This is a genomic window from Rahnella sp. Larv3_ips (genome assembly GCF_003697865.1).
Classification (GTDB): domain Bacteria; phylum Pseudomonadota; class Gammaproteobacteria; order Enterobacterales; family Enterobacteriaceae; genus Rahnella; species Rahnella rivi.
The window spans coordinates 704,597-716,241 of sequence record NZ_MJIB01000005.1 but is presented as its reverse complement, the minus strand read 5'-3'; the positions used below and the strand labels follow the sequence as shown (position 1 = coordinate 716,241).

Here is an 11,645-nt window from a genome sequence, read left to right as displayed (position 1 = left end):
TCATTTTTCCGCGTTCCGCCGGTCATCATCGTTCTAAGGTGCTGTTTTTTAACGGCATAAAAAATCTATTTATTCGATTTATGTTTTCTGAATATATCATTCAGTATTCATATTTATTTGACGTCATATAATGTCCTGGTCAACTCAACAGGGCAATAACGCCAATGAAAAATAATCATTTCGTGAATATTCGCGCAGTAGTTTCATATTCTTTTTTCACCCTTTCCTTATTAGGTGCCGGTTATGTTCAGGCCGGTGAAAGTCATATTATTCCGCCCGCTCAGACAGTCTCCGGGCAGGAAAATAACGACGGATTGTGGTCAACATTTAAAAATAATATTGCTGAAACCTGGAATGCACCCCAGCAGCAAGATCTGTTTCTTCCGGTATTAACCCGCCACAACCGGCACACGCACAGTAAAAAACAAATTGATGGTTATAATGAGCATCCCTGGGGCGGTGGTTACGGGGTATCACGTTATGACGAAAAAGGAAACTGGCATGCACTTTATGCCATGGCATTTAAAGATTCTTTTAATAAATGGGAACCCGTAGCCGGTTACGGTTATGAAAAAATATGGCAACCCCTGAGTGATAAAGAGTTTCGTTTAGGTGCCGGGTATGTTGCCGCTGTATCGGCGCGTGATAATTACGATTACGTTCCTTTCCCGATGGTGCTGCCTTTGGTGTCAGCAGGCTACTCAAGGCTGACCTTCCAGGCCACTTATGTGCCCGGCGGCAACAGTAAGGGGAACGTATTGTTTGGCTGGTTCCGCTTTCAGTTCTAAAACTTTCTACAATTAACTATACAGTACATTAAGATTATTCCTGATGTGTTTTATGATTCTGGTTTTACTGAATCAGCTGACATAAGACGTTTATCTAAACGAGGCCTAAATAAATTACGGATAAATCTGATAATAGAAATCTTAAATGCTGTAAATTCATCGAATTGAAAATGTGTAGATGTTTTTGTTATACCTTCGTTTAATTTATTGAGCCATGATTTGTTTATGATGCACCCCTAAACAGGGAGTTATTGTGAATATGTCTATCAACAAATTAATCTGTTATGTGGGTGTTGTATTATCGCTGGGATTGAGTTCACCGGTTTGGGCAACCAACAGCGGTGTTAATCCGACGAGCACACCCAATTGGGACGGAAAGGAATCTATTTTTCCAGGCATGTGGGATACGTTCAAAGAAAACGTGGCCGAAACCTGGAACGCGCCTCAGGCGCAGGACGTTTATCTGCCAGTGATTACCTGGCATAACCGTCTTACCTACGATAAAGAAAAAACCGATAAATATAATGAGCGCCCGTGGGGCGGCGGTTATGGTATTTCCCGGTATGATGATAAAGGGAACTGGCACGGCATTTATTTCATGGCGTTTAAAGACTCGCATAATAAATGGGAACCGATTGGCGGTTACGGTTGGGAAAAAATATGGACGCCCGCAGAAGACAAAAATTTTCGTGTAGGTCTGGGCTATACCGCGGCGGTGACGGCGCGGGATGATTACGAATATATCCCCATTCCCATCGTGTTGCCGCTGGCTTCCGTCGGCTATAACAAACTGACCTTTCAGGCGACCTATATTCCGGGCACCTACAATAACGGCAATGTTTTCTTTGCCTGGCTGCGCTATCAGTTCTGATCCGGTTTCTTTGTGACTGAACAATACACAGGGCGCAGGTTGTGAACCTGATCCCCCACTTCTGATGAATATTCCACTATGCTGAAAATTCACCGCAGGAATCAATCCGTTGGTTTCTGCGGTGTTTTTGTTTTCAGGGAATCTGTAAAACTATTCATTAAGAGGATCACTCGTGAAAAAAGCATCCCGTTATCTTGCGTTGTCAGCCTTTGCCTGCGTTTTGCCGCTCATCTTACCGGCCGCTCAGGCTGCACAGTCTGATAATCTCGAACTGCAACAAGTGCTGGTGCTTAGCCGCCACGGCATTCGCGCGCCGCTGGTGAATTATGGTGATGTGCTTGCCGAATCTACCACGCACACCTGGCCGGTGTGGAAAACCGAAGGCGGATTACTGACGCCAAAAGGCGGCCAGATTTCTGAACACATGGGGCATTATTTCCGCGCCTGGCTGGCAAAGGACAAACTGCTGCCCGCCACCGGATGCCCGGAAAATGCGCAGGTCTTTACCTACGCCAACAGCCTGCCGCGCACCATTGATACCGCGAAGCATTTCACCACCGGGGCTTTCCCAGGCTGTGATGTCACGGTACTTAACCGAGTTGAAGTCGGCAAAATGGATCCGGTGTTTAACCCGATCATTACCGCAGAAGTGAACGATACCTTTAAAACCGGCGCACTGAATTCCATTAACCAACACGCAGGCGAGGGCGGTCTGACGGGGTTGAATCAGCGCCTCAAGCCAAACTACCAGTTGCTGGAAAATATCCTCGATTACAAAAACAGCAAGATTTGCAAAGAGAAACAGCAGTGCGATCTGGCTTCTCAGCCATCGGATGTGGTGCTGACGCAGGGCAAAGAGCCGGGAATTACCGGGCCTCTGCGAATGGCGACCGGCGCGACCGATGCGTTCATGTTGCAGTATTACGAAGGTTTCCCGATGAAGGATATTGCCTGGGGAAAAATCAGTACGCCTGAGCAATGGACACAGCTGGAAAATATCAAAAATCTGTATCACGAGACGCTGTTCGGCTCGCCGGCCATTGCCGCGAACGCCGCTAAACCGCTGCTGACCTTTATTGCCGGTGCACTGGATCCACAACACGCCAATACCGCCGATGAGAAAGCGGCTCAGCAGGCAAAACTGGCGGTGCTGGTCGGGCATGATTCCAATATCGCTTCTCTGCTCGCCGCACTGAAAACGCAGGATTACCAGCTGCCGGGCCAGTACGAACGTACGCCGATCAGCGGCACCGTGGTCTTCCAGCGCTGGCATGACAAGCAGGCCAATAAAGATCTGATGAAAATCGAATACGTTTATCCGACGGCGAAGCAGATCCGTAACAATGTGGCACTGAGCCTCAAAAATCCGCCTCAGCGTGTGACGTTGCAAATCGACGGCTGTACTGTCGATAAACAAGGTTTCTGCCCGATGGAAGAATTTACTCAGGCATTGCAAAAAGATATACAGGGCTGAGTGCTTTAGCCGCTGGCTGGCAATAGATAGTGTTTTAAGTTAGTTAGCGGCGTCTTCCGGCTGCCCGATAATGTGTCAGGTCTTTTTACTCTGGCACATTATGGCGTCCTCTTCGTTTTACCTCAGCGCCCGTCAGCGGGCCGACATCACCTCCCGCTCCCGCCATGTCTGGTGGCGGCTGGAAATTCCCACCTGGCTGCTGATTGTCTCAGTCTACGGCGGCTGGTTTGCGACGGTGTTTTACTGGCATCAACTCGGGCCATGGTTGGGCACGCCGCTGCTTGTCTGGTTCACCACCTGGTATATGTCGCTGCAACACGAACTCATCCACGGGCATCCGACCCGCAAACCCTGGCTGAATCAGCTGTTTGGCACCTTGCCGCTGGCGGTCTGGTATCCCTACGGCCTGTATCGCGATACGCATTTACAACATCACCGCAATGAACATCTCACGCTGCCCGGCGATGACCCTGAGGGCTATTATTTCAGCCGCGCCAGCTGGGAAAATCTGTCGCCCGCCATGAAAGGGGTTGTTCGCCTGCGCAATACCTTGCCGGGTAGGATGCTGCTCGGCCCGCTGTCAGATATCGTGAGTACGCTGACCGGGGCGCTGCTGGCCGTACTGCGCGGAGAGTGGCGCCCGGCAACTATGTGGCTGGTGCATGGCGCGATGCTGGCGGTGTTACTTGGCTGGATGGCGCAGCGCGGGCTGTCGCCGCTGTATTTTGTTCTGGCCGTGAGTTATCCGGCACTGAGCCTGACCAAAGTCCGGTCCTTCTTTGAGCACCGCGCAGAACATGCACCGCAAGCGAGATCGACACTGAATGAAGCGGGTTTTGTGTGGCGTCTGCTGTTTCTCAATCTGAACTATCACCTGGTGCATCACGATTTACCGGGGGTGCCGTGGTTTGCGCTGCGTCAGGTCTATTTTTCCGACCGCGAAGCGTACAAAGCGCGCAGCGAGGGGTTTGTGGTGAAAGGTTACCGGCAGTGGTTTCGCGACCACACGCGTTCGCCGGTAAAAGTGGAAAGCCATCCTTTTGCGCCGGATGCAATAGCGGCGCAACCGCAGCGCAGCGACTATGATTATCAGCAGGAAACCCTCTGACGGAGTCGCCGGATAATGCTGATGTCTTTACCGATGTACGCCATTTCACCTGCCGACGTGGAGGCCTTCGCCAGCGTTTTGCGCGATAAACTCCGGCGGCTTGGCCTGTCTGATACCCCCGATACCCTGAGCTGGCCGCAGGATTTACTGGCTCACTGGCAAATGCCTGATTTACTGCTCAGCCAGACCTGCGGATTTCCGCTGGTAGAAAGCCTGCCTGAGGTGCAACTGGTCGGCACATTCAGTTATCTCGCGCCGGGCTGTGATGGTTTTCGTTATCGAAGTTTTTTAGTCGCGCGCGAGGACGATCAGGGGCGCCATCTGGCAGATTTCCGCCACCGGCGTCTGGCCTTTAACAGCACTGATTCTCAGTCTGGCTACAACAGCCTGCGTGCGCTGGTTGCGCCGCTGGCACACGCCGGGCAATTCTTTTCTGCCGCCAGCGCCACCGGCAGCCACCGGGAGTCGCTGCACCTTGTTCAGCAGAATAAAGCGGACATCGCGGCGGTGGATTGCGTCACCATGGCGTTGCTGCAGCGCGCAGAACCGGACGCGCTTCGCGGCCTGATTGTGGTCGGACAAACGGCGGCCGTTCCCGGCCTGCCGCTTATCACTTCGTCACACACCTCCCCCGGACACCTGCTCCTGTTGAGGCAGGCGCTGCGTGAAATCGCGCAGGAACCGGTCAGCCAGCCGCTGCTGATCGAGGCGTTCACGGAAGTCCCGAGGCGGGCTTACGGCGTGATCACCCTGATGAAAGAGATTGCTCAGTCGTTTGGCGTGAGCGAGCTCACCCTGCAAAAAACGGCGTAAAAAAACCGGGCTTCTCAGCCCGGCGAGGGTGTACGCGCTTCACCGGTTTCAGTGCGTTTCAATAGGGTAATCTTCGTTTACGTCACCCCATTCCGCCCAGGAACCGTCGTACAACGACACCTCTTTCACACCCAGCGCATCCAGCCCGAATGCCAGTGCGGCGGCAGTCACGCCCGATCCGCAACTGGTGATCACCGGTTTATGCAGATCCACGCCCAGACGTTCAAAGGTTGCTTTCAGCGCATCCGGCGCTTTCAGGTGCCCGTCCTGCGTCAGCTCAGTAAAAGGCACGCTGATACTGCCGGGGATATGGCCGCCGTGCAGACCCGGACGCGGTTCCGGCGCTTCAGCTTTAAAGCGCGCCAGCGAACGGGCGTCGATGATTTGCACCTTGCCGAGTGACGCTTTGACCTGCTGCGCGTCGACCACCACCGGACGTACCAGTTTTGCGTTAAACGTTGAAGGCACACGGGTGTGTTCACCGCTTTGTGTTGGTTTACCTTCGGCAATCCAGGCATTCAGCCCACCGTCCAGCACGCGTACACTTTTCGCGCCGAAGCTGGTCAGCATCCACCAGACGCGCGGTGCGGAGAACAAATCGCCTTCATCATAAAGCACAATAGTTTGCGTGTCGGCCACGCCTAAACGGCTCATCGACGCGGAGAACGCCTCCGCCGTCGGCATCATATGCGGCAGGCCGGTTGAGCAGTCGGAGATGGCGTCCACTTCCACGTAAATGGCGTTGGGAATGTGCGCTTCGAGATATTTTCCATGGAAATCAATCGGCGGCGTAATGCCGGGCTTTGATTTACGACAATCGATAATGACGACGTCCGGTGAATTCAGATTCTTCGCCAGCCAGTCGGTAGATACGGTATGGGTAGAAAAAGTCATGTTCAGTGCCTTATCTTTTTTGTGAAGCCAGCTCAGAGATCGCCTGGGATCAAAGAATAGACCCAGGCGTCGCGCGGCTGACCATGATAATAAAGCCGGTTGCGGTGCAGGCCTTCGGAAGTGGCGCCTGCTTTTTCCGCCACGCGGCGGCTGCGGGCATTGCCCTCCATCGCCACAATTTCCAGTCGCGTCAGTTCGAGTTCGGTAAAGGCGAAACGTGCCGCGGCTCTGACCGCCAGCGTTGCCAGACCGCGCCCGGTGTAACCGGTGCGGATCCAATAGCCGAGATTGGCGAACTTATATTCATGAACGATGCGGTTGAGGCTCACGCTGCCAATCAGATTACCGCTGGCGCGCTCAAACAAACAGAAATTGAACTCAGCGCCGCGATGGCGTTTCAGTTCACTGTCTGCGAGATATTTGCGGCTGTCATCCGCCGTGTAGTTTTCGGTGCACCAGGTTTCCCAGGCGCCAATTTCATTGACCGAATCCTGGATCGCCGCAACGTGCAGCACGGCCTCAAGTTCAGTCGCCACACGAATCTCGATGTCGTCATCCTGATAAATCTGGCGTGTCATCATGATCATTATCCGTCAGTGTAGAAATAATACGGGGAATCAATCGAATCAGCCTCACACATACGGCAATGATATGTCAATTGCCGGGAACGCCGATTTAGTGAGGTAAAACAGGGCTGTCAGCCCGTCAGTTATCCCCTTCAGGCACCAGCATAACCAGCTTACATTCGGCATATCCCGCCGGGAAAAAGGTCTGCTGGCGGTAACTTTTTCCCCCGTCACGCGGATGATTAAAATGCCGCTCGCCGCCTTCGCGTGCCAGCACCTCCTGCTGCGTCCACCACTGATCAAACCCCGCGCTGCGTTCACGCAGGCTGATAACGGTCTGACGCACTGCATCTGAATGCGCGTAATGGCTGGTTTCGGCGCGAAATTCAGCGACCACCCGCTTGGCGCGCTCCGCCCAGTCGGTGACCAGCTGACGTGCTAAGGGATTGAGAAACATAAAATCCAGCAGATTAGGCTGAGGATCCACATCCAGCCAGCCGCTGAACAGGGCACCGGCTGGCGGATTCCACGCTAGCACGTTCCAGCTGCTGTCGAGCAGGTAGGCAGGGCAGGTCAGCTGATTGACGCAGTTTTTCAGGCCAACGCCCGGTGCCGTGGGCGAGGGCACCGCCTGCGGGTCTTTCATCGAGGCTAAACTGAACAGATAGTCACGGGCGGCCGGTTCCATCCGTAATGCTTTGGCGAGACTGTCGAGCGTAGTGGCAGAGATTGACACATCGCGCCCCTGTTCAATCCAGGTGTACCAGGTGGCGCTGATACCGCTGATTTGTGCCAGCTCCTCGCGGCGCAGTCCGCTGGTCCGGCGGCGCGAGGACCCCGGCAGGCCGACCATTTCAGGCATGGTGCGTTCGCGGTGCGTGCGCAAAAATAAACCCAGCGCCTTCGGACCGCTGAGCGACTCTGTATTATCCATCATTGTTTTCTCTCAGACAGGAATCAACTCATACCAGTATAAACGCTCATATTGTACCCGTATAGAACAATGCCTATAGTGATTTTGAGGTCACGCGAAACCCGAATTCCTGTGACAAAAAACAAGACAGACAGGAGCAATGATGAACATGAAAAATACCCACAGTCAGGCGGTTGATAAGCAATTTGGTTCACAGGCGCAGGATTATCTGACCAGCGCGGTTCACTCGCAGGGCAAAGATTTGCAACGTCTGGCGACGCTGCTGGCGCCTTATAAAGAGGCGCAGGTGATCGATTTAGGCTGCGGTGCAGGCCATGCCAGTTTTGTTGCCGCAGGTGCGGTAAAAAATGTGATCGCCTATGATTTATCCGCGCAAATGCTGGATGTGGTCGCGCAGGCGGCCAGCGACAAACAGCTGAATAACATCACGGTGCGGCAGGGCGTGGCGGAATCCCTGCCGTTCGACGACCACAGCGCGGATGTGATAATCAGCCGTTATTCTGCACACCACTGGCATGATGTCGGACAGGCACTGCGTGAAGTGGCGCGTGTGCTGAAACCGGGCGGAAAATTCATCATGATGGACGTTGTGTCACCGGGTCATCCGCTGCTGGATATTTACCTGCAAACCGTCGAGGTGCTGCGCGACACTTCGCATGTTCGCAATTATTCGCCGGGTGAATGGCTGAAGATGGCGTCTGAAGCCGGTCTGATCGCCGGCGAGGTCACAACGGATCGTCTGCCGCTGGAGTACACCAGCTGGATCGCAAGGATGCGCACCCCGGAACATTTCGCTGTGGCTATCCGTGAGTTGCAAAAAGTGATGTCAGATGACGTGGTAAAACATTACGAGATACAGCCCGACGGCACCTTCACCAGCGATATTATGATGCTGGTGGCCTCGAAGAACTGAAATCAGTGACGCTTGCTCATTGTCTTTCCCGACCGGCAGGGGCAATGAGTTTAAGCAGGTTTTGATATTGTTATTGTGAAATATTCATGAGGAATATATATAACGGCTTGTGGGGTAATTAATATATAAATAAATTATGGTTTAATAAATAACGCGGTCAGTGAATAAATTGGCAGTGAACTCTTCCCCGAAAGCTTATAAACTCCATGGGTCTTTTTATACCTCATGTGTTTATAAGGATATTTCCATGGTTTTTAATTATTTTAACGAACTGTATGATCGTGTTATTAACAGGTTTACACGTGAGAGTGCTGTCTGTTTTATTATGACTTTAGCAATACTGGCTTATTTTTACATTCCTGTTGGAAATAGGATCCCCATCTATATAAGTGCTAAAGATTGCGAGTCATCCAGCAGACCACTGGCTCTTTGTCAGGTCGCTGAGTCTTCGGCTTATGATGATATTTACAAAAATACACGAACTTTCAAAACATTAGAGGAGTGTAAAAAAGTCTACCGTTATGGAAGATGTACTGATTATAGTGGGGGCTGGAGTTATCCGAGGTACAAGCCAGTTTTGGCTGGTTTTTCTGTGACCCTGGAAGAACCCGAAGCGAATGATCATTCATGGGGGACAGTTAAAGGCAGTAAATATGAAGCGTACTATATTCGTGCCTATTACCCTGATGGTTCCAGAACGTATCGTTCACCCCATTCCGAAAAAAGTTTCAAACGCCTTGGGGAATTGCCTGCCCGTCACTCACATTACCGCAGCAGTTCTCATCTTTTACACTAACCGTTGTCAATATTTTCACGAAAAAATATGGTTAAGTGAAAATAACCTCTGCAGGTTCATCATCTTCGCTGCAGAGGTATTATCGAAATATGGCGGTTTTATTTCTTACCAAACATTTTCTGCCCAATCATTACCAGCGCCAGTACGGCCGCGCCGACAATCAGACCGACAACTAAATCCGTTGCACCGGTAATCAGCGTATTGACCCAGCTTTCGTGGCCGTGCGTCAGAGGCTCAATCAGGCTGTGCATAAACGGCAGCCCGTGGCTGATAATACTGCCACCGACCAGGAACATGGCGACAGTCCCCACCACTGACAGCGTTTTCATCAGCCACGGGGCGAGATTTACGATGCCGCGCCCAAATGCGCGTACGCCGTTCATGACGCTACTTTCGCCGGACAGTTTGCTCAGGTATAAACCGGCATCGTCGATTTTCACAATCGCCCCCACCAGCCCGTACACGCCAATGGTCATCGCGACGGCGATCAGCACCATGACAGTGACCTGATTGATGAACGGTGCGGCGGAGACGATACCGAGAGAAATCACAATGATTTCGGCCGACAAAATGAAGTCAGTCCGGACGGCGCCTTTTACTTTCTCTTTTTCGAGTTTTTTAGCGTCGGCTTCATTTTTTACCTGCTCAGCCGCCGGTTTTTCTTCTTCATGATGCTTGCCGGGCATCAGTTTATGCGCGATTTTTTCGAACCCTTCGTAACACAGGTACGCGCCCCCAATCATCAGCAACGGCGTAATTGCCCAGGGAATAAAGGCGCTGATAAGCAAAGCCAGCGGCACCAGAATGGCCTTATTCAACATGGACCCTTTTGCTACCGCCCAGACGATGGGCAGCTCCCGGTCAGCCTTAACCCCCGTGACCTGCTGCGCATTGAGCGCTAAGTCGTCTCCCAGTACGCTGGCCGTTTTCTTGGCCGCGACTTTACTCATCGCCGCGACGTCATCAAGAATTGATGCAATGTCATCGATCAAAGCCAGAAGGCTACCACCTGCCATAATTTATGCTCTCCATAAAAGCGTTTTACGTTTCTTGTTAAAATGAGTTCCGCCCGCGCGGAAACCCGAATCTGCGTTCCTGACTGTGCAGGTGATCAAGGAAGCAGAAAATTCATAAAAAATAATCATATCAGTGATTGCACTCCGCCGTCGATTCGTGCGAATGTTGTGCCGGTCCTAAATAACTTTGAAAACTCTTCATCATTTCTCCATAAAATATCTTTAATTCTCCCCAGCTTATCAGTGTCTACATATTTACTTTCATTCCCTCCTTATTTTTACCACAAAGGTTAAACTTCTTTACGTTGCATTACGCCTGCTTTCATTCGTTAAGCGATAATTATTTCAACGGATTGCTTCCGCTCCATTAATTAACGAAACTAACGAAAGAAAGGTGCGTAATATGAAACTCTTACCTGCAATTACTGCTGTTGCCATTACGGTTGCTTCATTCTCTGCGCTGGCCGCTTCCCCAATCACTGCACAGCAGGCTGAAAGTGGGACTTATCAGTCACTGGGTATGGTTTCTGTCAGTGCCCCCAGCACCGTCCCAGGCAGCATGACGGATGCGCTGAACCAGATCGCCAGCGATAAAGGCGCAACACATTACCGCGTTGTCGGTGCCGGTACGCCGGGTGACTCCAGCCTGAACCGTGCAAATGTTGAGTTGTATAAATAACATCTGACTGACTTCAGAGAGTGTGTGAGAAGGCCAATGTCACCTGACATTGGCCTTTTTATTTGTGCCCGGACCTGCGCATGCCTCCTTTTTTGGGAGTTATCTCATGTGATTTGTTTTTAATTGTTCCTCCTGACGTTTATTCCCCTTAATAATCATTTCTTAAGAATTTTTCTGTTATATAAGGGTCTATGTTTTCAGGAGGTGGTTAATATGTTGAATGCCGCGAGAATGACGATTAAGAACACCGGTCTTTCGATCCAGAATCAATTTTTTTATTTGCAGAATTTTATTAGTTCACCACGGACCATGGGAACGCTGATGCCGTCGTCTCCCTGGTTGTGCCATGCCATGCTCAACCAGATCGACTGGACAACATCCTTACATATCGCGGAGTTAGGGGCTGCTGATGGCGTACTGACCCGACGTATTTTGAACCGTATGCGTGCTGATGCCCGGCTTGATGCCTTTGAGATCCAGCCTGCGTTTATCCGTAAACTGAATCTGATCGACGACCCGCGTCTACAGGTCATGGCGCATTCTGCAGAACATCTCACGGGCGGCTACGACGCCGTGTTTTCCTGCCTGCCTCTGCTCTCAATACCTACGCGGATCAGCATGAGAATTTTGCAAAGAACACAGCAGCAACTGAAGGAGAAGGACGGGGTGCTGGTGCTGTTCCAGTACAGTCATCTTTCTGAAAAAATGCTCTCACGCTACTTCACCTGGAAAAAAATTCGTGTGGTGAAGAATTTCCCCCCGGCTCTGGTCTATATTTGTAAACCACACTGAT

The 11,645-nt window shown here is 51.5% G+C and carries 13 protein-coding genes; 9 read left to right on the top strand and 4 right to left on the bottom strand.

The genetic code is table 11. From position 1 onward, the window contains the following. Nucleotides 1–164 precede the first annotated feature (164 nt). The 5 genes from pagP (ED901_RS12215) (at nucleotide 165) to ED901_RS12195 (ending at nucleotide 5,054) form a co-directional block, all read left to right on the top strand. A complete protein-coding gene (pagP, locus tag ED901_RS12215; RefSeq protein WP_122096033.1) occupies nucleotides 165–788 on the top strand; it encodes a lipid IV(A) palmitoyltransferase PagP in 624 nt (207 codons plus the stop codon). A gap of 259 nt (nucleotides 789–1,047) precedes the next feature. Beyond that, entirely contained in the window at nucleotides 1,048–1,659 is a 612-nt protein-coding gene (gene pagP, locus ED901_RS12210; protein ID WP_122096032.1) for a lipid IV(A) palmitoyltransferase PagP, read from the top strand. A gap of 172 nt (nucleotides 1,660–1,831) precedes the next feature. Continuing rightward, a complete protein-coding gene (gene agp, locus ED901_RS12205) occupies nucleotides 1,832–3,133 on the top strand; it encodes a bifunctional glucose-1-phosphatase/inositol phosphatase (protein ID WP_122096031.1) in 1,302 nt (433 codons plus the stop codon). A gap of 100 nt (nucleotides 3,134–3,233) precedes the next feature. Continuing rightward, nucleotides 3,234–4,241, top strand: a complete 1,008-nt coding sequence (locus ED901_RS12200) for a fatty acid desaturase (RefSeq protein ID WP_122096126.1) — start codon at nucleotides 3,234–3,236, stop codon at nucleotides 4,239–4,241. 15 nt (nucleotides 4,242–4,256) lie between these two features. Further along, nucleotides 4,257–5,054, top strand: a complete 798-nt coding sequence (locus ED901_RS12195; protein WP_205965093.1) for a phosphate/phosphite/phosphonate ABC transporter substrate-binding protein — start codon at nucleotides 4,257–4,259, stop codon at nucleotides 5,052–5,054. Between the two features lie 48 nt (nucleotides 5,055–5,102). Here the strand turns inward: ED901_RS12195 and sseA are convergent, their stop codons facing one another. From sseA to ED901_RS12180, 3 genes are all read right to left on the bottom strand, one after another. Then, nucleotides 5,103–5,948 (bottom strand): 3-mercaptopyruvate sulfurtransferase, encoded by an 846-nt coding sequence (gene sseA, locus ED901_RS12190; RefSeq protein WP_056770905.1) that lies wholly within the window; start codon nucleotides 5,946–5,948, stop codon nucleotides 5,103–5,105. Nucleotides 5,949–5,980: 32 nt separating this feature from the next. Beyond that, nucleotides 5,981–6,529 (bottom strand): GNAT family N-acetyltransferase, encoded by a 549-nt coding sequence (locus ED901_RS12185; protein WP_122096029.1) that lies wholly within the window; start codon nucleotides 6,527–6,529, stop codon nucleotides 5,981–5,983. 124 nt (nucleotides 6,530–6,653) lie between these two features. After that, nucleotides 6,654–7,451: a helix-turn-helix transcriptional regulator gene (locus ED901_RS12180; protein ID WP_122096028.1), complete on the bottom strand. Its 798-nt coding sequence runs from the start codon at nucleotides 7,449–7,451 to the stop codon at nucleotides 6,654–6,656. A gap of 139 nt (nucleotides 7,452–7,590) precedes the next feature. Between ED901_RS12180 and ED901_RS12175 the strand changes: the two genes are divergently transcribed. Both ED901_RS12175 and ED901_RS12170 read left to right on the top strand, forming a co-directional pair. Further along, nucleotides 7,591–8,361, top strand: coding sequence for a class I SAM-dependent methyltransferase (locus tag ED901_RS12175; RefSeq protein ID WP_122096027.1), 771 nt, complete (start codon nucleotides 7,591–7,593; stop codon nucleotides 8,359–8,361). Nucleotides 8,362–8,608: 247 nt separating this feature from the next. Continuing rightward, the gene (locus tag ED901_RS12170) at nucleotides 8,609–9,157 is read left to right on the top strand and encodes a DUF1190 domain-containing protein (protein WP_122096026.1); all 549 of its coding nucleotides are present in this window, start codon (nucleotides 8,609–8,611) and stop codon (nucleotides 9,155–9,157) included. A 98-nt stretch (nucleotides 9,158–9,255) separates the two neighbouring features. Here ED901_RS12170 and ED901_RS12165 read toward each other — a convergent pair whose 3' ends face one another. Then, entirely contained in the window at nucleotides 9,256–10,173 is a 918-nt protein-coding gene (locus ED901_RS12165; RefSeq protein ID WP_122096025.1) for a DUF808 domain-containing protein, read from the bottom strand. 403 nt (nucleotides 10,174–10,576) lie between these two features. Here ED901_RS12165 and ED901_RS12160 point away from each other — a divergent pair, with 403 nt between their 5' ends. Next, nucleotides 10,577–10,852: a DUF1471 domain-containing protein gene (locus ED901_RS12160; protein ID WP_056770926.1), complete on the top strand. Its 276-nt coding sequence runs from the start codon at nucleotides 10,577–10,579 to the stop codon at nucleotides 10,850–10,852. A gap of 213 nt (nucleotides 10,853–11,065) precedes the next feature. Continuing rightward, nucleotides 11,066–11,644 carry a class I SAM-dependent methyltransferase gene (locus ED901_RS12155; protein WP_122096024.1) on the top strand — a complete coding sequence of 193 codons (579 nt, stop codon included), beginning with the start codon at nucleotides 11,066–11,068 and terminating at the stop codon, nucleotides 11,642–11,644. The last annotated feature ends 1 nt before the right edge of the window (nucleotide 11,645 follow it).

Bases quoted from the DNA above. Each gene is read 5' to 3' on its own strand.
- ED901_RS12200 (WP_122096126.1), top strand. From the start codon at position 3,234: ATGGCGTCCTCTTCGTTTTACCTCAGCGCCCGTCAGCGGGCCGACATC.
- ED901_RS12185 (WP_122096029.1), bottom strand. From the start codon at position 6,529: ATGATGACACGCCAGATTTATCAGGATGACGACATCGAGATTCGTGTG.
- ED901_RS12170 (WP_122096026.1), top strand. From the start codon at position 8,609: ATGGTTTTTAATTATTTTAACGAACTGTATGATCGTGTTATTAACAGG.
- pagP (WP_122096033.1), top strand. From the start codon at position 165: ATGAAAAATAATCATTTCGTGAATATTCGCGCAGTAGTTTCATATTCT.
- sseA (WP_056770905.1), bottom strand. From the start codon at position 5,948: ATGACTTTTTCTACCCATACCGTATCTACCGACTGGCTGGCGAAGAAT.
- ED901_RS12155 (WP_122096024.1), top strand. From the start codon at position 11,066: ATGTTGAATGCCGCGAGAATGACGATTAAGAACACCGGTCTTTCGATC.
- ED901_RS12165 (WP_122096025.1), bottom strand. From the start codon at position 10,173: ATGGCAGGTGGTAGCCTTCTGGCTTTGATCGATGACATTGCATCAATT.
- ED901_RS12195 (WP_205965093.1), top strand. From the start codon at position 4,257: ATGCTGATGTCTTTACCGATGTACGCCATTTCACCTGCCGACGTGGAG.
- pagP (WP_122096032.1), top strand. From the start codon at position 1,048: ATGTCTATCAACAAATTAATCTGTTATGTGGGTGTTGTATTATCGCTG.
- ED901_RS12175 (WP_122096027.1), top strand. From the start codon at position 7,591: ATGAACATGAAAAATACCCACAGTCAGGCGGTTGATAAGCAATTTGGT.
- ED901_RS12180 (WP_122096028.1), bottom strand. From the start codon at position 7,451: ATGATGGATAATACAGAGTCGCTCAGCGGTCCGAAGGCGCTGGGTTTA.
- ED901_RS12160 (WP_056770926.1), top strand. From the start codon at position 10,577: ATGAAACTCTTACCTGCAATTACTGCTGTTGCCATTACGGTTGCTTCA.